This window comes from Arsukibacterium indicum, assembly GCF_019100565.1.
In the GTDB taxonomy this organism is placed as follows: Bacteria; Pseudomonadota; Gammaproteobacteria; order Enterobacterales; family Alteromonadaceae; genus Alishewanella; species Alishewanella indicum.
Map to the genome: position 1 here is coordinate 540,575 of NZ_JAHRID010000003.1, position 19,809 is coordinate 560,383.

The following is a 19,809-nucleotide window of genomic DNA, read 5'->3' on the forward strand; positions in this document are numbered from 1 at the left end:
GAAAAAACCATCGACAAAAGCATCGACATTGGCGCTGACATCCCGTAAATTATCAGGGCGTTCAGATAATACGACTTCATAAGAAGCAACAACAAGAACGCCATAGTTAACAACCCGTCCACGTAGCAAACAGGTAGTGCCACAGTGCGCGCTGCAGATTATTGGGCCAATGCCGGTTATTCGGCGTTGACCATTCGCTTTTGCTATAAAAACTATGAGACAACACCATGACAAGCCAAACAAAACAAACCGAGATGTTATCGGGTGCCGCTATGGTTATCCGGGCGCTGGCCGATGAAGGAGTAGAATACCTTTATGGCTATCCTGGTGGCGCTGTACTGCATATTTATGATGCCCTGTTTCAGCAAACCAAAGTAAAGCACGTACTGGTGCGCCACGAGCAGGCAGCCACCCACATGGCCGATGCCTACGCCCGGGCCAGCGGCAAAGCCGGCGTAGTGCTGGTAACCTCAGGCCCCGGCGCCACCAATGCCGTAACGGGCATTGCCACTGCCTATATGGACTCTATTCCGATGGTGGTGTTAACCGGACAGGTGATGAGCCATTTAATTGGAGACGATGCCTTTCAGGAAACCGACATGTTGGGTATTTCCCGGCCGATTTGTAAACACAATATGTCAGTGCGCCGGCCGGAGGATATTCCGGCAATCATCAAGAAAGCCTTTTACATTGCACAAAGCGGCCGGCCAGGGCCGGTGGTGATTGATATCCCGAAGGATATGACCATCCCCAGCCAGACTTTTCCGTATCATTACCCCTGCGAAGTAAAACTGCGCTCCTATCAGCCCAAACTGAAAGGTCATAGCGGCCAGATTAAAAAAGCTATTACGGCGCTGTTGGCGGCGAAAAAACCGATTTTGTACGCCGGTGGCGGGGTAATAATGGGTGGCGCCTCGGTTGAGCTGACCGAATTGGCCCAAATGCTTAATTTACCGGTTACCAACACCCTGATGGGCCTGGGTTGTTACCCATCCGGCGATAAGCAGTTTATCGGGATGCTGGGTATGCATGGCAGCTATGAAGCGAACCAGACGATGCATCATGCCGATCTTATTCTGGCTGTGGGTGCCCGCTTTGACGACCGGGTAACCAACAACACTAAAAAATTCTGCCCTGATGCCACTATTATCCATATTGATATCGACCCGGCCAGCATCAGTAAAACCATTAATGCCCATATTCCGATTGTAGGGCTGGTGCAGCCAGTGTTAACGGAAATGCTGGCGCTGCTGAAGCAAAAGAAAAAGAAGCTGGACAGTGCAGCTTTAAAGAAATGGTGGCAGCAAATAGATGACTGGCGCGCCATGCATGGTGGCCGTTACGACAACGCTGCACCGTTACTGAAACCGCAGTATGTTATTGAACAGCTGAGTAAAATCACCAAAGGCAATGCTTATGTCTGCAGTGATGTCGGCCAGCACCAGATGTTTGCCGCTCAGTATTATGGTTTTAATAAACCTAACCGCTGGATCAATTCCGGAGGCCTTGGCACCATGGGCTTTGGCCTGCCGGCAGCGATGGGGGTAAAACTGAATTACCCCGATGCTGACGTAGTATGTGTAACCGGCGAAGGCTCTATTCAAATGAATATTCAGGAGCTGTCTACCTGCAAACAATATGGTTTGGGGGTGAAAATCATCAACCTGAATAACGGCTATTTAGGCATGGTTAAGCAGTGGCAGGATATGAATTACGAGTCACGTTATGCCAGCTCGTACATGGATTCGCTACCCGACTTTGTCAAACTGGCAGAAGCCTATGGCCATGTCGGCATTCGGGTAACCGAACCGGAACAGCTTGTTCCGGCACTGGAGCGGGCTTTTGCCCTGAAGGATCAATTGGTATTCCTGGATATTCATATTGACCCGAAAGAACACGTGTACCCGATGCAAATTCCGGGTGGGGCGATGAATGAGATGTTTTTAAGCAAAACAGAGAGGACCTAACATGCGACATATAATTTCTGTGCTGCTGGAAAACGAATCAGGCGCCCTGGCACGACTGGTAGGCTTGTTTGCCCAGCGTGGCTACAACATTGACTCACTGACCGTGGCGCCCACTGAAGACGCGACCTTATCGCGCCTGACCCTGGTAACCCATGGTAATGATCAGGTGATAGAGCAAATTACCAAGCAGCTGCACAAGCTGATTGAAGTAGTAAAGCTGACTGACCTGAATGATGCACCCCATCTGGAGCGCGAGCTGATGCTGGTTAAGGTAAAAGCCAGTGGCGCCCAGCGTGATGAAGTAAAACGCTGCGCTGATATTTTCCGTGGCCAGATCATCGATGTTACCGCCACTACCTACACGGTGCAGTTGGTGGGTACCAGCGATAAACTGGATGCCTTTATTCAGGCATTAAGCGGCACAGCTATTTTGGAAGTGGTACGCAGCGGTGTATCGGGTATTGCCCGCGGTGAAAAAACCCTGGCGTTATAACCAGGTTATAGCTCAGAAGGATAACACCAATGCACTCAGCCAGCGTACTTTTCTTTGTTGGCGTAGCCCTGAACACAACCATTGGCAGTGTTTGCCATGCAGATGCTGGTTTGCCGCCGGTATTAAACAGCTATCCTAAGTGCGATTATCAGGTAATAAAGCAAGCTGAGGCCACAGATAAAACTGTAGCCCGGGATGATGATGTCGAGGCTGCCAAACAGACCTTACGGCAAAATGCTATCGTTAAAATTCGCCAGCAAGCCGCTGATGCCGGCGCAGAAGCTGTTATTTTAACGGATGTGCAGGGTGTTATGAGCAATAGTGAATCGCTAAGGACTATCAGACATGCTGGCGCCGAAGTGAGGTTCCGGGTAGCCGCCGAATTAATTTCATTGTGTCAGGAAGACCAGAGCTTACCTACCGTTTACACGCCTTATAACAGTGCCGGTGTTAAGCAAGCATCAACCAGCCAGCCTGCAGTTGCCACCACCATGCAGTTTACGATTGCGATACCAGCCAAAGCGCTGCCCGACAATATCGAAGCGCCGCCGCTGGCCAATACAATTTCGCTGCAACAGGGATTCTATGGCGCGAAGATTGGTATGAGCCCACCGCAAATACAAGCATTATTTGGCATGCCTGACGCTGAGCTGACACTGCAAAATAATGACACGGCCTGGATATATGGCCTGGAGCATCAGGTTTTGTTTGCCGGCAATGCCGCTATTGCTTTTAGCCAGAAGAATAACATTCTGTCGGCCGAGATTAAGAAGCGTATGGTTGAGAACCCGCGCTTTCAGCAACTCGAATGGCGTCTGGATAACGCTTTCAGCCGTCGTGCCAGCTTAACTGAGATTAAAGCCACATATCAGGACCAGCTGATAGCTTTAGATCAGTATCGGTTCACCCTGCAACACGACCATAACCAGCTTATTATGCAGTTTGCGCCATATCTGGACGTGAAAACTAACAGCAACCACTTGCAATTAGTAGACGTTAGCCTGACCGCAAGCACTTTTTCAGCCAGCCAGATACAGCTTAAATTGCCAGAAGCCGCCTCGCTGCTATTTCTGAAAGATAAACTGGCAACGCTTGCCACTTCAGCTGCTGAAGGGCCGCTCGCCCTGCCGGATATCGCGTTTTTTAACCGGATCCGCTTACGTGACGGCAATGAACTTGCTGTGTTAAGCCCGGCGTTAGCGCTGAGCTTCAATGATCAGCAGATAGTGGGGCTGACAATAACCAATATCGTAAATGATTATGCGGTGCGGGAGATTCAGCAACAGCTGACATTACTCGAGCTGCCGACAACCAGAGAGGCTTTTATAATGCGCTTCCCTGACACATTCGACAGCCTGAGCCAACTTACTCTGTATGGTGATCACAGTGAAATAAAAGCCACTTATAATAACGAGGACCTGATCGACAGTCTGCATATCCGCTGGTATTGAAACCATTCGACGGCTCAGGCAAACAGCCCTACTAACCAACTCAGATAAAGCACTGCAAAACCTGCCAGATAAAGCAAACCGGCCCAGCTTAGCAGCTTTAGCGGCAAGCTCAGGCTGCTAACATTTTTACCAGCCATCAGGCTGTAATTCAGCCAGGCAAATACCGGTGTGGTTAAAAAAGCCAGAGTCATGGCAAAGGTAAGTAGCGGGCCGAGCGCAGCACTGAAAAACAAAATTAATGCCATGCCACTGGCCGCCTGTGCCAGCAACCAGATATTCTGCGTGTGATGATTTGCAGGGTTTTGCCAGCCGAGCAGGGTAAAAGATTCATTTAAGGTACGGGCATACCCATCCAGCACCGTCAGGGTGGTGCCAAACATACATAAAAAGGCTATAAGCGCCACCAGCGGCCTTGCCCAGTCGCCAATGGTTGTGGCGTACATGCCTATCAGCTGCTGGGCAAAGGCGGCACCGGCCAGCGCAATCTCCTGCTCTGAGCCGTATTGCACCAAGGCACCAAGACTGACAAACACCAAAGCCAGCGCTGCGGTTAACCAGTAGCCCAGATTGAAGTCGAATAGCCCTTGCTTTCTGCTTATAGCCTGCTGACGCAGCTTAGCTTTGAGCCACAGCGAGCTGATCGCAGAAATTTCAATCGGCGCCGGCATCCAGCCCATTAGCGCTACCAGAAAACCCAGGGTCACCAGTTGCCAGGGCGAGGGACCGACAAAGTCAGCCGGCGCATTCATGCCATTTCCCGCAGCAATAATGACAGCTGCGATAGTAGTAATGGTCAGCAATAACATGATCAGCTTGGCCACGTTATCCAGCGCCCGGTAATGGCCCAGCAGTAAAATTGCCAGACATACCACCAGAATAAGTGTACATAACAGCGGTACGGCTACCGGCCATGGCAGGGCATAATGCAGCAAACTGGCAGTTAGCAATAACACGCCGGCGGTATTAACCACGGCGGCAATAATATTTAAACCAATGAAACTATAAAAATATGCTTTACCCTTGCGCTGATAGCCCTGCAGCAAGCTTTCATTGTGCTCAAGGGTGTACTGCACACCAAAGCGAAAGAACGGATATTTCAGGATATTTACCAGCAATATCAGCCAGATAAGTTGCCAACCAAATAGCGCGCCGGCCTGAGTGGAAGCCACCAGATGGGAACCACCAATCGCTGCGGTTGCCATTAAAATACCCGGCCCTAATGCCTGAATCCGGCCACGCCAGCCTTGTTGCTGCGCCTGCATAGTCTACACTGCTTATTGTTATTTATTTACGGCTAGCTTAGCCTAAGCAAATTAATGATGCAGCAACAGTTTTACTGCGCAGCTCAACAGGTAAAAGGTAACAACATGCAGGATGAACAGCTTGATCAGGCCATGTTATTTGAAGTGGTTGAAAACCAGCTGGCCGACAACTATCCCACTGAAGTAAAAGCGACCTTGATGCGCTTGCGGATGACTGGCAACAGCTATGATGATGCTATTGCGTTGATTGCCTGTGCGCTGGCACCGGAAATGGTCGATGTAATTGAACGTCAGCAAAGTTTTAATTTAGCACGCTACGTCAGCCACCTTAATTTGCTGCCAAAAACGCCCTGGCTGGAGGAGTGATAACGATGACAACTGACGAAATTATTCATCAGGCCTGGAACCAGCGTTTTGTGCTGGCGGGCGATGGTGAGCAGGCGCTGCTCGATTATCAGTTAGCCGGTAACACAATAAACTTTACCAATACCTTTGTGCCGCCGGAGTTGCGTGGCAAAGGCCTGGCCGAAAAGCTGGTACGCCACGGCCTTGCCTGGGCCAGAGAGCAGCATTTAACGATTCACGCCAGCTGCTGGTATGTTAAAAAATTTTTAGACTAACCACCGGCAGGTGCAGTAAAGTCTTACTAAATAAAAATATGGTTTTACCCGTCACAGCAACGCAGTCGTGATGACTTTTCATAACGTTAAAAAGGAATCTTTATGTTATCACGCGTTAACTTCGCGCTGGTTGCCATGCTAACCAGTGCCATGCTTAGTGGTTGCAATAGTACTACCGAAACCGCTAACGTCGAATCTGCTTCGTCCTCCAGCCAAGGTGGCGCCTCTCAGGCAGCTACGGTCAACGTCCCCCAGTACAGTGCCGAGCAGTTTTTTGCTACCAAAACCTATTTTGGTAATGATATTAATCATGATGCCAGCGCGATGCTGGTTGCCTCAGATGAAACGGGTGTGTTTAACCTGTACCGGGTCAGTATGGATGGCAGCAACTGGCAGCCGTTAACCCAGTCTACCACCGATCCGGCCTTCCCGGTCAGCTGGTTTCCCAATGACGACCGGCTGCTGTATACCGCAGATCAGGGCGGCAACGAGCTAAACCATGTTTATCTGCGTGAAATTGACGGCACTGTACGGGATCTGACCCCCGGCGATAAACTGAAAGCGTATTTTGCCGGCTGGCATAACGATGGCAGTTTTTATATTGCCACTAATGAGCGGGACCCGCGTTTTTTTGACCTTTATCATTACAATGGTAAGGATTACAGCCGCAAGCTGGTCTATCAGAATGACGATGGTTACAGTATCAGCGATGTCAGCAAGGATGGTCGCTATCTGGCACTGAGCAAAGAGCGCAATAACGCCGACAATAATCTGTTTCTGGTTGACCTTAGCAGCACCAACCCCAGCCCGATGTTGATTACTGAACATCAGGGCAATATTGCACATCAGATTTATGGTTTCACTCCCGATAACAGCGCTCTGTTGTTTGGCGCCAATGGCAACAGCGAATTTGTCGCGGCCTATCATTACGACCTGCAAACTGGCGCCACGACGCCTTACAGCCAGGCCGACTGGGATATCAGTTTTATTTACTTCAGTGAAGACAAACAATACCGGGTACAAGGCGTTAATGCCGATGCCTCTACGGTAATTAATATTACCAACCTTAAAAATGGTAAAGCCCTGAAACTACCCAAACTACCGGCCGGTGACTTACGCGGCGTGTCGTTCTCTGATGACAGTAAATATATGAGCTTTTATTTAAATGCCGATAACAGCCCGTCAAATCTCTATGTCTGGCAATTGGGCAGCCCAGAGGCCAGGCGGTTAACTCAGGCCCTGGCCAGCAGTATTAACGAGCAACATCTGGTGCAAAGTGAGGTAGTACGGTTCAACAGCTTTGATGATTTGACCATACCGGCCTTGTTATATAAGCCTCATCAGGCGAGCGCTGATGCCAAAGTGCCGGCATTAATCTGGATCCACGGTGGCCCGGGTGGCCAGTCACGCACCGGCTACAGTCCGATGATTCAGCATCTGGTTAACCATGGTTATGCGGTGTTATCAGTTAATAACCGGGGCTCATCAGGCTACGGTAAAACCTTTTATCACCTGGACGACCTGCGCCATGGCGAAGATGATTTACAAGATATTGTGTATGGCAAAAAATACCTGCAACAGCTTGATTGGGTTGCCGGCGAGCGTATTGGCGTGATAGGCGGCAGCTACGGCGGCTACCTGACCATGGCGGCGATGGCTTTTACCGATGAGTTTGAAGCAGGAATTAACATATTCGGGGTAACCAACTGGGTTCGCACTCTGGAAAGCATTCCGCCGTGGTGGGAGTCATTTCGCGAAGCGCTTTATGCTGAACTTGGTGACCCGGCAGTAGATGGCGAGCGGCTGCGCCGGATATCGCCGGTATTTCATGGTGACAAGGTGAAAAAGCCGGTTCTGGTGGTGCAAGGCGCCAACGACCCGCGGGTACTGCAGGTGGAAAGCGATGAAATGGTTGCGGCCATTCGCGCCAATAATGTGCCGGTAGAATATGTGTTATTTGATGATGAAGGCCACGGCTTTTTGAAAAAGAGCAACAGAATCAAAGCACAAAAAGCCTATCTGGCATTTTTAAAACAATATCTGTAACAAACTCTGGGGAGGTATTTTTATAAAACAGGCCGCATTATTGCGGCCTGATTCACAGCATCCAATACCTTCATTATTGCTCATCTGTGTACTTTTCCTGGTGTTGATGCTGTCGACGGCTTAACCACCAGCTTAGAAGCACGCCACCGGCAACGGCAATACCCACCGCCAGTAATGGCCGGTTTCTTATTGTGTTGCGGGTGCCTGAAACCAGCTGCTGTTGCAGACCGTGCAACTGCTCGCCCTTATGAGAGATAACGTCAACAGCATGATGGGCGCCATCTGCCATTTTGTCAGCAACATTAGATGCTCTGCCAGACATCCTTCTGAACGCGGGTGCGGCTTTGTCTGTTACGTTATCGATTGCGTTATGCCAGGTGCCTCTGGCCGTTTTTAAGCCACGGCGAACGGTATCTTTACTTGTATTCTGGTTTGAAAAAAAGTCCATATTACCTCCGTTGGTAAACTCAATAGTGGTTTGAACGGCGCTGTCGGATTACTAAGTATAGACGACGTCTGGTATTTGGTCTGATCGATGCGCTGGCGCGCATAGCAAACAAAACTGTGCAGTATGCGTTTAATCACTTTATAGTAGGGGCTTACCCACATTGGATAAATGCTATGCCTGATCTGAAAACAGCTGCCATTGCCAATACCCTGCCCCGTCACCTGAGCCTGGTCGGCCTTTGGCTGCTGGTGGTAAATGGCTTAATCGGCGCCGGCATTTTCGGCTTACCAGGTGGCGCCGCAAAACTAGCCGGCGAATACAGCCCGCTGATTTATCTGTTCTGTGCCCTGCTTATTCTGCCCATTCTGCTTTGTATGGCCGAACTGGCCAGTTACTTTCGCGGTAGTGGTGGCCCGGTGCGATATGGCACTGCGGCCTTCGGCCCATTTATTGGGTTTCAGGCGGGATGGTTGTATTACATTGCCCGGCTGGTGTCTTTTGCTGCCAATACGGTTTTGTTGGTCGACAGTATTGCTTACTTCTGGCCGGCCGCCACGGCCGGTATTAATCGCAGCATTCTGCTCGTTATTATCATCAGCTGCCTGACCCTGCTAAATGTTATCGGCTCGGTGCGCGCGATGCGCTCGTTAGCACTGCTGACCGTGCTAAAATTTGCTGTTTTACTGTTACTGGTAGTGGCCGGCACGGCTTATCTGGGCGGTCAGATATTGCCAACCTTTAATCCGGCCAATGTGTTCAGTAGCCCCTATGATATCGGCGGCGCGACCTTACTGCTGATTTACGCTTTTGTCGGCTTTGAATCAGTTGTGGTGCCGGCCGGGGAAGCAAAAAACCCGGCGCGTGATATGCCAAGGGCGCTGCTCCTGGGCTTGCTGCTGGTTACCTTACTCTATGTTGGCATTCAGCTGGTCAGTGTAGCGGCGGTACCCAATATTGCCGACTCCAGCAGCCCACTGCTGGATGTCGCCGCCAGTTTTTACGGACAGGCGGGTGCGGTTGTGTTGATGCTGGGAGTGGTGGCGTCGGTGGCCGCTAACTTACTCGGCGCCATATTCTCAACCCCCCGTGCCAGCTTCGCGCTGGCTGAAGATGGCAGCCTGCCACGCTGGTTTGCTGCCGTCCAGCCCCGTTTTTTAACCCCGGCTAATTCCATTATATTTTTTGGCGTGCTAGCGATGTTGTTAACCTTATATGGCTCGTTTTTATGGCTGGCTGCCGCGACTGTGGTGTCGCGCATACTGTTATACGGTCTTACCTGCGCCGCCGTGCCGGTGCTGCGGCCAAAACTGGCTGCAAGCGACAGCTTTGTGCTGCCACTGGGCTATACCATTCCGCTGCTGGGCCTGGCCGCCTGTGGCTGGCTGGCGTTACAGGTGAGTGTGTCTTCGTTGCTGGCGACAGCATTGTTTGTGCTACTGGGCACCGCGCTTTACTTTCTGGCGCGCTGGCAGGCCAAGCCCGGAAAATAGCCTCTACAGGTTAGGTAGCGGCTTTATAAAGTAATCTACAAACCATTAACCTTAAGATATAGTAACCGGCAGTCTTTCACAGCAACAGGAGTGTGGTGTTGCAAACCAGCCAGTTATTAATTCAGCTTATGCTGTATGTGTTTTTACCGCTGTGGGGTATTGCCGGTTTTGTTGACTGGTGCTGCCACCGGGCCACCCGCATTGAATACACTTCAGGCCTGCGTGAATCGCTTATCCACTCATTAATGGGTATTCAGATGGCGGTGCCGATCCTGTTATGCCTGCTATTTCAGGTTAATGTGCTGATTATGTTGATTTGCATTGTGGCCTGGCTGGCACATGAAGCCGTAGCCCATTACGATGTGCATTATGCAGCGCCCAAGCGTCATATCAGTGTATGGGAAATGCATGCTCATAACTATCTGGCGACCCTGCCGTTGTATATGTTGCTGCTGATCATTGTTATTAACTACCCGGTTTTTATAAAGCTGATAAGCTTTGACTGGCAGGGTGAGTTCACCCTGCAACGAATGCCCTATGCTCATGGTGGTGATACTTACCTGCCTTATTATCTGGGCTTTATGGCGGTGGTCTGTGTACTGCCGTATCTGGAAGAAAACCTGCGCTGTTTATTTACTGCGTTAAAGCATCCGCAGGTAAAACTATGAGCGTGTTTATTACCTGTAGCGGCCATTTTTTACCTGGCCCGCCGATAACTAATGATCAGATGGAGCCACTACTGGGTTTAGTGCACGGCAAACCCAGTCGTTTAAAGCGGCGTATTCTGCAGTCAAATGGTATTAAAACCCGCCACTATGCTATTGATGCCAACCACAACACCACTATTTCCAATGCCGGCATGGCAGCGAAAGCGGCCGAGCATTGCTTAAGTGAGAGCTTTCTCGGTAAACGACAGATAAAAATGCTTAGCGCCGCTACCAGTCAGGGCGATGTGGTGTTGCCCGGTTTTGGCTCGATGCTGCAGGCCGAGCTTGGCCTGAGCGATATTGAACTGCATAGCAGCCATGGCATTTGCTCCAGCAGCATGATGGCGTTAAAAGCCGCCTATACCAATCTGTTAGCTGGTGAACAGACTAACGCCTTAGTGGTGGCCAGCGAGCTAACCTCGCGCCTGTTTAAAGCGAGCCGCTATGAGGCTGCCGGTAGCGAGCTGGATTTTAATGCCGAGTTTTTACGCTGGATGCTGTCTGACGGCGCCGGTGCGCTGCTACTGGAGAACCAACCCCGGGGCAAATGTTTCCGGGTAGATTGGATCCGCAGTTTTTCCCATGCCGATGCCTACCCGGTTTGTATGAGCGTGGGTTACCCCGGCAACAGCAGCGATAGCCGTAGCTGGCAGGATTATGCCACCTATGCTGAGGCCGAAGCGGCTGGTGCTTTGCTTATCCGGCAGGATGTGCGACTGCTAGAAAATATCGTTAAGCTGGGGGTCGATGGCTATTTGCGCTTGATCAGCGAAGGCCGGGTGCAACCTGCTCAGGTTGACCATGTATTGTGTCATTATTCGTCGCATTATTTTCGCGGCAAAATTTTCGATATGATGCAACGCGCCGGCGTTGGAATTGCTGAAGATAAATGGTACAGCAACCTGTATAGCCGTGGTAACACCGGCTGCGCGTCTATTTTTATTATGCTGGACGAGTTTCGCCGCAGCCAGCCACATCAGGTGGGTGACACTATCTTGTGTATGGTGCCGGAAAGTGGTCGTTTTAATAATGCCTATATGCAGTTAACCGTGGTGGAGGCGTAAATGACAGAGCAGGTATTAAGCCCGCAGGGCCAGCAATGCTTACAGGCATTAATGCGGGTCTGGTTTGAATTTGAACGCCAGCTTGGCCGGGTGCCTTTGTTGCAGCGATTAGACCGGGGCCAGTTCAGTAAAGCCGATTATTGCCAGTTACTAATAAACTGGCGTCAGCAGGTAATTGAAGGCTCACGTTGGATCAGCCGCTGCGCATCCAGTTTTGATCGCGACTATAGCGATGTGCGCTCAGTCATTATCGGCCACGCCCGCGAAGAGCACCGCGACTATGAAATGCTGGAGCAGGACTATGTTGCTGCTGGTGGCGCGCTTACCGATATTCAAAAAGCAGCGCGTAATATTGGTACCGAAGCCTTACATGGTTTTCTTATGTACCGGGCCAGTCAGAGCAACCCGGTCGATTTAGTGGGCGCCATGTGGATAATTGAAGGCTTAGGCCAGAAAATGGCCAGCGACTGGGCAGCCCAAATCGACAAAAGTACCGGTGGTGATGGCAGCTTTACCCGCTTTATGCGTTACCACGGTGCCAATGATGATGATCACTTACAAAAACTGTATCAGTTGCTCGACAGGCTTTGCCAGAATCCGTCGCAACTTGCCGCCATAGTGCGCACCGCCCGGGTTACTGCCAGGCTGTATTGCCTGCAACTGGAAGAGGTTGATAATGAATACTAGCCGAAAATCTGAGCCCAGCGCTTACCTCAAGGCCATTGCCAACGATAATTCGTTGCCAATTGAGCAGGCAGCGCTGGATTTATGGCTGAAAGACTTACAAAACCCTCTGCGCTGGGGAGTGCGGCCGTTACTGCAGTTTATTTTCGGCATTTTGCTGCATATTATCTGGTTTTTTAAACGGCTGCCGTTACCGCAATTCAGCGCCCACACTAGCTTACAAAAGCTGATTTGCTGGTTTTGCACCCATTTTGTCAGTAAAGAAGCGAATTTGCTGATCCTGCGCCATTACGCAACCGAATCGAATGTATTAAATTTTCTGGCGGCCAACAGCCCCAATACCGAATTCAACCCGGTACAACTTTATCCGAAAAGCATTAGTGATATGCAACAAGCCAGCTTTGTTGAGCATGATCAGGAGCTGTTCCGCTTATTTGGCGAGCTGGGCAGCTGGCACCATCCGGCACAGCCGTTAAAAGCAGACGAGCTTAACTGGCAGCACTGGCAACCGGTTGATATGGAACAGTTTCAGCTAAAAGAAAAACGCAGCCAATGGCTCGATTTCGAAAGTGCCCATGCGTTGTTTATGTGTTTATTCTGTTTATTGTTAACCCGTGAACAATACCGCGATGCCATTAATGGCTTTAACCTTGATCAGTCTATTGCCATTAGGATTGGCGATTTAATCGGCGAGCCCAAACTGGCCGAAATGGCCTATAACAAATACCCGCATTATTTGGTCGGGCCATGGAATTTAGGCCAGCGCTTTTTAATGCACGGTTTTTTCACTGAACAGTTGTATGCCTATCTGGAACAACGCCGGCTGAAAGCTCACAATCAGCTTGCTTCTTCAGAAAATTAAAAACGCTGTGGGTTTAAAAACGGGATCAGCGCCAGGGTCAGCGCTTGCTGATACACGCTGGCCCTGCTTAAGTGGTTGTGGGTCAGCAGGCCAATAGCACCACCGGCTTGCTTAATATTAGTGGTACCAAATAGCTGGTCCATGGCATCACCCAGTTGCAAGCCCTCTGCCAGCAAATGCAGCGCCTCCGGCGGCAACATCAGACTGGCTGACCGTGCTTTACCAAGTTTGCCGTTATGCTCAATCAGCATCCAGGCAAAGGTCATATCAATATCCAGGCCGGCTTCAATTGCCACATAATAATCAGCTGCGATTTGCAGCTTCAGTGCCTGTAAGCGGTTTTGCGCACCAAGTAAGGTTTCAGCACTGGTTAGCGGTTGCTCGGCAACACCCGAGGCCACCGCATAGCCGCTGACTTTAATAGTTTGCTCGGGAAAGTTGCTTTTAAAGCATTGTTTTACCGCATTAATTTTGGCCGGGTTGGCCGACGCCACAGCAATAGTCCACATAATAAAAGTATGTTTTGGTTAAGATAGCCGTTATGTAACATGCCAGTGTGGCTAACTCAACTATTCAAACCAACTCAACTACCTTTTGCTGAAGCCTTACGCTGCTTCAATTCATTCTCCTTTTGCAAAAACTGCATTTTAGCGTCTCGCTGTTTTTCCCTTGCGTTTAGATGTTGTGCTACTTGCGCTGTCTCATCTGCAGTGCCGCGAACGATAATCCGCCTTACATCGTTATCGAAACATAAGGCTTCGTTCTTAGTCCAGGCTTGCATCGTGACCCGATTGGTTAACAACGTAAGCGAAGGGCAAGGCTGGTAACCTGCATATTCTGCCCTACTATCCCAATACGCGTTAATAACGAAACTACCAATAAATGCTAAGCCTAAACCCGCTAACACGCCTATTGCAGTGATCTTACCATTGTCAGCAGATAACCGTTGCTGCCTAAGTGCGCGCCACAGTCGGTTTGCGGCATAGCCAAGCATAAACACCAGAGCCAGCAGAGCACCTGGTAAATAACCATGAAAGCTACTTAGTACGATAAGGGGCTTGATGCTACTAATCTCAGCTAATTGGGTTTGCAGCGAGTAAAGTAGTGTCCAAGTGCACGCAATCAGCAGAATGCCGAAAAAAAACAAGGCAATAATGTCTTTAAATATAGATTGTTGATTCATCGTACTACCGGAATGCCATTAAACCTGCGCAGTAAGCCAGAGATATAGCTACGAACATGTGATTCTAATTGCCGACGCACAGCATGACCTGTTGATTGAATAATGTAATAAACACCGTCACGGAAATCGTTCTTTACATTCCTTTCTGCACGCTCCAAATGGTCAATAATTGCTTTGGTGATGCCAAAATGGTTGTCTAACGCATATAACGCCCCGGCTACTAGAATACCCGCCACTATTGCTGCACCCAGCGGCAGAATAGCAATGGTGGCTGCACTACCCGCAAAATACATTCCTGCAGCATAGCCCGCAGCACCGGAGATAACCGCTTTGACGATATCTGTGCTGACATTTGCAATCCAATTAGTCCAACGAAATTCATCATTCAGCACCCAATCTACTGAGTTGAGTGTAACAGAGAAAATCACAGAGACGATGAAACCGCCTCTGGCTGATGCGCGTAGTGCCTGACCGCCAACACCAATCTTCATCACTTTAGTATTTGTAGCCAAATAGCGGGTACCGGTAAGAATTCTCCGAAGTCCTGGCCTACCTTTGAAAATAACATATTGTTTGCCACCACGAGTATCGATGTAGTATCGGCCAAGTATACTACCAGAGCGTTTCATTTCACCCGCCAGCGCTACCAACATTTTGCTATCTGTTGCAGCAGAAATCATATTTGAGCCAAATGCTCGGCCCGCTTGTTCAAGAGCTTCAATTAGTTTGACGCCAGTAATTTGCTCGAAAGAAGATTCAATCTGTTGTTGGCTCTTCCCTTTACTTCTTTGCTCAGCCACCCAAAGTTCAACTAACTCACGGCAATCCTGTACATAAATATCATGTTGATTTTCATTAAAAGCCGTTTCAAGCTGAGTGCGGCTGGTATGCGGGTGTGGTCGCATCATGATAGTGTCGTCCCTGATCGTTGCATATATTAATAAAACGTTATTAAAGCATCTCATTTTAGATTTCGCAATACTAAAATTAAGCTTCGTCAGGTATTGCAGCCGCAAAGTTATAACCATTTTTGCAACAGTTCACCGCTTACTATCGGCGTTGTGTCTGTTGTTGCCAGAAGAGGTTAGTAAATTGAACTATGGTTGATGTTTGGTATGCCCGTTTAAACAGAGCTAATTAACAGGAGTTTGGTTTGAAATACTGCAGCTTTTTATTAGGTTTTATCGCCTTACTATTTGTCAGCGCCTGGCCGGTTAACGGCGCTAAGCCAGAGGCAAGCGGGCAGCCTGTTTATGGCCCGCGGCTGGAGGGTTTCACTTATCCTTACCCGGTGCAATATTTTGAATTGCAGAGCCAGCAACAAAAACTGGAAATGGCTTTTTTAGATGTGCCTGCCGCGGCAGGTACGGCTAATGGTAAAACCATTGTACTCATGCACGGCAAAAACTTTTGCGCCGCGACCTGGGGTGGCAGCATTAAAGCGCTGAGTGCAGCGGGCTACCGGGTTATAGCACCTGATCAGATAGGCTTTTGTAAATCGTCTAAACCCCAGCAGTATCAGTTTAGTTTCCATCAGTTGGCGGCGAATACCAAAGCACTGCTGGACCAGCTGAAAATTAATAACGTCGCGGTAATGGGCCACTCAATGGGCGGCATGCTGGCCACCCGTTTTGCACTACAATATCCGGACATCACAGACACGCTGGTTATGGTGAACCGTATTGGCCTGGAAGACTGGAAAGCACTGGGTGTGCCTTATCGGACCATTGACGAGTGGTATCAGCGCGCATTGAACACCTCTGCCAATGGCATTCGCAATTACCAGCGTAATACCTACTATGCCGGTCAGTGGCGCGATGATTTTGAGCCCTGGGTACAAATGCAGGCCGGTATGTTCCGCGGCGAAGGCCGCGAGCAGGTCGCCTGGAACTCAGCACTTACCGCCGATATGATCTTTACCCAGCCGGTAGTTTACGAATTCCCGCAACTGAAAATGCCGGTGATATTGCTGATCGGCGATCAAGACAATACTGCGATAGGCAAAGATGCAGCACCAGAAGCGTTACGATCTACCCTGGGTAATTACGCCAAACTCGGCCCGGTTGCTGCCGCGGCCATTCCTAACGCAAACCTTATCCGCTTTGCCGATTTAGGCCATTCGCCCCATATTCAGGCACCCGAGCGTTTTCATCAGACGTTGTTGCAGGCGTTGGCAGCGGAAACGCAATAAATCAGCTGGCCTCCTTAACTGAACTCGTTTGGCTAAAACTCAAACCACTTGCTATAGCAACACTAACTGACTAAGTTAAAAGCTGTTTTTTAGTCCAGGAATTCAGAATAATTCGCATGGAGGGTTCCGGTGCTTGAAGTGATCGAAATTCAGCAAAAAGCCAGTCAGGGCAGAACTGAACCCTATTTATGTCGCTTATCTGACGACAAGCGTTATTATATAAAGGGACCACAGGCTGGGGCTAAAGGTCTGATCAATGAAGCCGTTTGTGCATTTCTGGGTAGAGCTTTACAGTTGAGCTTGCCACCGCATTGCTGCGCTTTCTTGCCACAAGCTATACTGCGCTTTGACGACGCGGCCAGCCGTGTTTTAGGCGCAAGTGATAGCATGGTATTTGCTTCAGAACTGATACCTGACTTGCTAGAAGTAACACCAACCAGTGTGCTTAACATACCAGCGCATTACGCCCGAGATCTTTTTTTGTTTGATTACTGGATTAGAAATGAAGACCGCGCCATGACAGAAAACGGTGGCAACCCGAACTTATTTTATCGGGCAAGTTCCAATCAATATGTGGTGCTGGACCACAACCTTGCATTTGACAGCAGCTATAATTTTAATAGTAATGCGAACGTCCATTTGGCTTACAATGCCTGGTTCAGTGAACAACATGATGCGCTTTGGCGCACGCATTACAGCGCGAAACTAGCGATTGCGTTGCAAGGGCTTGCCCAGTATGCTGCGACTTTACCGGCCGCATGGTTGGAAGAAGCGCCGGGGCATCTGGCAGAAATAAACAACGCACTATCTTTGTTTAATAGCGATGAATTTTGGGAGGTACTGATATGAAAACACTTTATCAGTATGCAATTGTACGGTTTTTACCGCATGTTGAGACGGGCGAGTTTGCTAACGTCGGCATAGTACTGTGCGCTCCTGAATTAGGCTTATTCGATTTTCGACTGGCACCTGGCTGCTTTGCCCGCGTTACCGATTTTTTTGAAGATCTTGAAGGCAAACTTTACAAAGCGACGCTGCAAACGGTAGAACAAGAGTTGCTGCGGTTACAAACCTACGTAACACGTCTCACACCAAAAGAGCTAGCACAGCAGATGCAGGAAGTAGTTCGGCCAAGAGAAACGCTGGTGCGCTACTCAGAGCTGCGCTCTTTATATCTGGAACAAAAACCTGCAGCTGTTATTGAGCAATTATTTGAGCGCCTGGTGCATCGTACCTTCATTACCGAAGAGTATCAGGAAAGCCTGATGGTTAAAGTTATACGCCAGCAGTTAAAAGCTGAAAAGCTAACGCATTTTAAGCAGGGTAAAATTCACGATAACTTTATCGAAGTTACATTGCCGCTGGTAGCAAAAACCAACGATATTTTTGTGATTAGGCCATTAGCCTTTCGCCACCAAACCGCTATTCGCGTGTTTGACCATGCTGAACAATGGCTTGGTCGATTCCGGCGCCTGGTAAATCATAATGTGCTGCAAACAGACAATATTTTGTTGCCTTTACAAGGTCCAAACCTAAACGACAGCAAACTGCTTGGCGCCTTTAAAGAAGTAGAGCGCGAACTGGCAGCTTTTGGCGCACAAACCCTGGATCATAAAGACAAAGCCGGTATCAGCCGCTTTGCCAAACAAGCTTTAGTAGCCGATAGTTTTAAACTTCAATAATCCCCCTCCAGTTCGTGGGCCCCGAAATTTGGGGCCTTGCTACATCTTGCTTACCAATGTACCAAAAAATGCTTTGAATTATTTCTTACTTCGCTTAGGTTAAGGTAATTAAACAATAAAGGACTACCTGCCTGCAGTAGTAAAAGGAAGTTATGACCAGCCGAGCTTATGCCATTTTTGAAACCGGAATGCAGGATGTCGCCAAGCTGATTCAGCTGTTTGACAATCTTGAATCACAAGAACACCGTCAGCAATATGAAGTGCTGAAACGTGCAGCTTTAGTCATGACCACCACCGCGTGGGAAAGCTATATCGAGACCTACCTGCATGAGTTACTGATTAAAAAGATTAACGGTATTCAAGGTAGCTTTGCCGGTGATTTTATTCAGCAGAAATTTGAAGCTGAGATTAAAAGGCTGAATAACCCCAGTGGCGATAAGGTGCGCCAACTTTCCAAGGAATTTTTGCGGTGTGATATTACCGAACATTGGAAATGGGCCAATACCGAACCCGCACAAGCCCGGCAGCAGCTCAATCATTGGTTGTCTAAACGCGGCGACGCAGTGCACAGCGCATGTGAAAGTGGTAACCCACAGAAAGCGCACTTGGTAAAGAAAGATGATTTGGATAAGGCGGTTAGATTTTTTAGGGAATTAGTTAAAGTTACTGATTTAATTTGTTTTTAGATAATCACTTCGTATTTTGAATATGTTTTTTTCTTATTATAGAGATCTAATAAATTGAAATTGATAAAAAAGATCGAAATAAAGTACTTCAGATCAATACATTCAACCAAAGTTATTGACTGTAGAAACTTAAACATTTTCTCCGGAAGGAATGATGTCGGCAAATCAAATGTTATCAAAGCTCTAAATTTATTTTTTAATGGAATTACTGATTATGACTCCGGTTTCGATTTCTATGAGAACTTCTCAAACAAAAGACTTTCTGAAGTACGATCAGAGAGTATAAAAGGCAAACAATTCATAAGCATATCCATAGAGTTTATAAGACCAAAATCTTATAAAAACAGCCTCCCTGAGTTTTTTACGGTCGAGAGAAAATGGCATCGGGAGAGTAAGACACATGACCAAAAAGACAACCTGGCTGCTTTAGAAAAGCAGAAAAAAATCCCTAATACACTATCTTCAGCTCAAAGCAATTTAACGAAATTTCTTAATAAAATAGTATTTGAATACGTTCCTGCTATAAAAGACAGAAACTACTTCAAAAACTTACTCGTAAAACTCCAAGAAAATTTGCTACATAATTCGGTTAGTGATGACGAAGGATTAACCGGAAGCGCATCGAGTCTGGCTTCAAGCATTAGTGATCAAATTTATGATTTGAAAAGCGACTTCGAAAGAGCTACTAGTGTAGATACCAATATTAGACCGCCCAGTTCCATAAGTGCGCTGTTTCAATCATTTATTATTTCAACAACTACTTCACACGGCGATATCCCATTGAGATTCAGAGGGGATGGCTTGCAAGCAAGATATATTGCATCTGCACTTCATTATTATGCATCTAAAAAATCAGCTTTCTTCATTTGGGGATTTGAAGAACCTGAAATAGCTTTTGTAGTGGCACACTAAATTTGGCCACCTGATTAGAGGTGTTATCATACACCTCATAGATGATTAGGTGACACTATGA

Annotated in this window: 21 protein-coding genes; 16 read left to right on the plus strand and 5 right to left on the minus strand. The window is 48.4% G+C overall.

What is annotated here, in order from left to right:
* Positions 1 to 227: 227 nt before the first annotated feature.
* The 3 genes from KQY15_RS09665 to KQY15_RS09675 are packed head-to-tail and all read left to right on the plus strand — an operon-like array spanning position 228 to position 3,911.
* Complete coding sequence (locus KQY15_RS09665) at positions 228 to 1,967, plus strand: acetolactate synthase 3 large subunit (protein WP_217668975.1); 1,740 nt, start codon at positions 228 to 230, stop codon at positions 1,965 to 1,967.
* A 1-nt stretch (position 1,968) separates the two neighbouring features.
* Positions 1,969 to 2,460 (plus strand): acetolactate synthase small subunit, encoded by a 492-nt coding sequence (gene ilvN / locus KQY15_RS09670; protein WP_217668976.1) that lies wholly within the window; start codon positions 1,969 to 1,971, stop codon positions 2,458 to 2,460.
* Between the two features lie 29 nt (positions 2,461 to 2,489).
* Positions 2,490 to 3,911, plus strand: a complete 1,422-nt coding sequence (locus tag KQY15_RS09675) for a hypothetical protein (RefSeq protein ID WP_217668977.1) — start codon at positions 2,490 to 2,492, stop codon at positions 3,909 to 3,911.
* Between the two features lie 14 nt (positions 3,912 to 3,925).
* Here the strand turns inward: KQY15_RS09675 and KQY15_RS09680 are convergent, their stop codons facing one another.
* Entirely contained in the window at positions 3,926 to 5,173 is a 1,248-nt protein-coding gene (locus tag KQY15_RS09680; RefSeq protein ID WP_217668978.1) for an NRAMP family divalent metal transporter, read from the minus strand.
* A 54-nt stretch (positions 5,174 to 5,227) separates the two neighbouring features.
* Between KQY15_RS09680 and KQY15_RS09685 the strand changes: the two genes are divergently transcribed.
* The 3 genes from KQY15_RS09685 to KQY15_RS09695 all read left to right on the plus strand — a co-directional run bounded on the left by KQY15_RS09685 (position 5,228) and on the right by KQY15_RS09695 (position 7,839).
* Positions 5,228 to 5,539 (plus strand): hypothetical protein, encoded by a 312-nt coding sequence (locus tag KQY15_RS09685; protein WP_254795582.1) that lies wholly within the window; start codon positions 5,228 to 5,230, stop codon positions 5,537 to 5,539.
* A 5-nt stretch (positions 5,540 to 5,544) separates the two neighbouring features.
* Positions 5,545 to 5,793 carry a GNAT family N-acetyltransferase gene (locus tag KQY15_RS09690; RefSeq protein WP_217668979.1) on the plus strand — a complete coding sequence of 83 codons (249 nt, stop codon included), beginning with the start codon at positions 5,545 to 5,547 and terminating at the stop codon, positions 5,791 to 5,793.
* Positions 5,794 to 5,895: 102 nt separating this feature from the next.
* Positions 5,896 to 7,839, plus strand: coding sequence for a S9 family peptidase (locus tag KQY15_RS09695; protein ID WP_217668980.1), 1,944 nt, complete (start codon positions 5,896 to 5,898; stop codon positions 7,837 to 7,839).
* A 73-nt stretch (positions 7,840 to 7,912) separates the two neighbouring features.
* On the opposite strand, the gene KQY15_RS09700 is transcribed toward KQY15_RS09695, so the two are convergent.
* Positions 7,913 to 8,287: a hypothetical protein gene (locus tag KQY15_RS09700; protein ID WP_217668981.1), complete on the minus strand. Its 375-nt coding sequence runs from the start codon at positions 8,285 to 8,287 to the stop codon at positions 7,913 to 7,915.
* A gap of 173 nt (positions 8,288 to 8,460) precedes the next feature.
* On the opposite strand from KQY15_RS09700, the gene KQY15_RS09705 reads away from it, so the two are divergent.
* The 5 genes from KQY15_RS09705 to KQY15_RS09725 all read left to right on the plus strand — a co-directional run bounded on the left by KQY15_RS09705 (position 8,461) and on the right by KQY15_RS09725 (position 13,094).
* Positions 8,461 to 9,777: an APC family permease gene (locus KQY15_RS09705; protein ID WP_217668982.1), complete on the plus strand. Its 1,317-nt coding sequence runs from the start codon at positions 8,461 to 8,463 to the stop codon at positions 9,775 to 9,777.
* A gap of 95 nt (positions 9,778 to 9,872) precedes the next feature.
* The gene (locus tag KQY15_RS09710) at positions 9,873 to 10,445 is read left to right on the plus strand and encodes a diguanylate cyclase (protein WP_217668983.1); all 573 of its coding nucleotides are present in this window, start codon (positions 9,873 to 9,875) and stop codon (positions 10,443 to 10,445) included.
* On the plus strand, positions 10,442 to 11,548 hold the full coding sequence (locus KQY15_RS09715) for a beta-ketoacyl-ACP synthase III (protein ID WP_217668984.1): 1,107 nt from the start codon (positions 10,442 to 10,444) through the stop codon (positions 11,546 to 11,548). The genes KQY15_RS09710 and KQY15_RS09715 overlap by 4 nt, the downstream gene beginning before the upstream one ends.
* Complete coding sequence (locus KQY15_RS09720) at positions 11,549 to 12,235, plus strand: iron-containing redox enzyme family protein (RefSeq protein ID WP_217668985.1); 687 nt, start codon at positions 11,549 to 11,551, stop codon at positions 12,233 to 12,235.
* Complete coding sequence (locus tag KQY15_RS09725) at positions 12,225 to 13,094, plus strand: DUF6999 family protein (RefSeq protein ID WP_217668986.1); 870 nt, start codon at positions 12,225 to 12,227, stop codon at positions 13,092 to 13,094. The genes KQY15_RS09720 and KQY15_RS09725 overlap by 11 nt, the downstream gene beginning before the upstream one ends.
* On the opposite strand, the gene yjjX is transcribed toward KQY15_RS09725, so the two are convergent.
* From yjjX to KQY15_RS09740, 3 genes are all read right to left on the minus strand, one after another.
* Complete coding sequence (gene yjjX, locus KQY15_RS09730; RefSeq protein WP_217668987.1) at positions 13,091 to 13,603, minus strand: inosine/xanthosine triphosphatase; 513 nt, start codon at positions 13,601 to 13,603, stop codon at positions 13,091 to 13,093. The two genes, KQY15_RS09725 and yjjX, sit on opposite strands and share 4 nt — an antisense overlap.
* A 74-nt stretch (positions 13,604 to 13,677) precedes the next feature.
* The gene (locus KQY15_RS09735) at positions 13,678 to 14,277 is read right to left on the minus strand and encodes a DUF1240 domain-containing protein (RefSeq protein ID WP_217668988.1); all 600 of its coding nucleotides are present in this window, start codon (positions 14,275 to 14,277) and stop codon (positions 13,678 to 13,680) included.
* Complete coding sequence (locus tag KQY15_RS09740; RefSeq protein ID WP_217668989.1) at positions 14,274 to 15,185, minus strand: hypothetical protein; 912 nt, start codon at positions 15,183 to 15,185, stop codon at positions 14,274 to 14,276. The genes KQY15_RS09735 and KQY15_RS09740 overlap by 4 nt, the downstream gene beginning before the upstream one ends.
* A 245-nt stretch (positions 15,186 to 15,430) precedes the next feature.
* Here KQY15_RS09740 and KQY15_RS09745 point away from each other — a divergent pair, with 245 nt between their 5' ends.
* The 5 genes from KQY15_RS09745 to KQY15_RS09765 all read left to right on the plus strand — a co-directional run bounded on the left by KQY15_RS09745 (position 15,431) and on the right by KQY15_RS09765 (position 19,748).
* A complete protein-coding gene (locus KQY15_RS09745; RefSeq protein ID WP_254795584.1) occupies positions 15,431 to 16,468 on the plus strand; it encodes an alpha/beta fold hydrolase in 1,038 nt (345 codons plus the stop codon).
* Between the two features lie 129 nt (positions 16,469 to 16,597).
* The gene (locus KQY15_RS09750; RefSeq protein ID WP_217668990.1) at positions 16,598 to 17,317 is read left to right on the plus strand and encodes a HipA family kinase; all 720 of its coding nucleotides are present in this window, start codon (positions 16,598 to 16,600) and stop codon (positions 17,315 to 17,317) included.
* On the plus strand, positions 17,314 to 18,150 hold the full coding sequence (locus KQY15_RS09755; protein ID WP_217668991.1) for a DUF3037 domain-containing protein: 837 nt from the start codon (positions 17,314 to 17,316) through the stop codon (positions 18,148 to 18,150). Before KQY15_RS09750 ends, KQY15_RS09755 begins: the two co-directional genes overlap by 4 nt.
* 152 nt (positions 18,151 to 18,302) lie before the next feature.
* Positions 18,303 to 18,836, plus strand: a complete 534-nt coding sequence (locus KQY15_RS09760; protein WP_217668992.1) for a HEPN domain-containing protein — start codon at positions 18,303 to 18,305, stop codon at positions 18,834 to 18,836.
* Between the two features lie 54 nt (positions 18,837 to 18,890).
* Positions 18,891 to 19,748, plus strand: coding sequence for an AAA family ATPase (locus KQY15_RS09765; protein WP_217668993.1), 858 nt, complete (start codon positions 18,891 to 18,893; stop codon positions 19,746 to 19,748).
* Positions 19,749 to 19,809 lie beyond the last annotated feature (61 nt).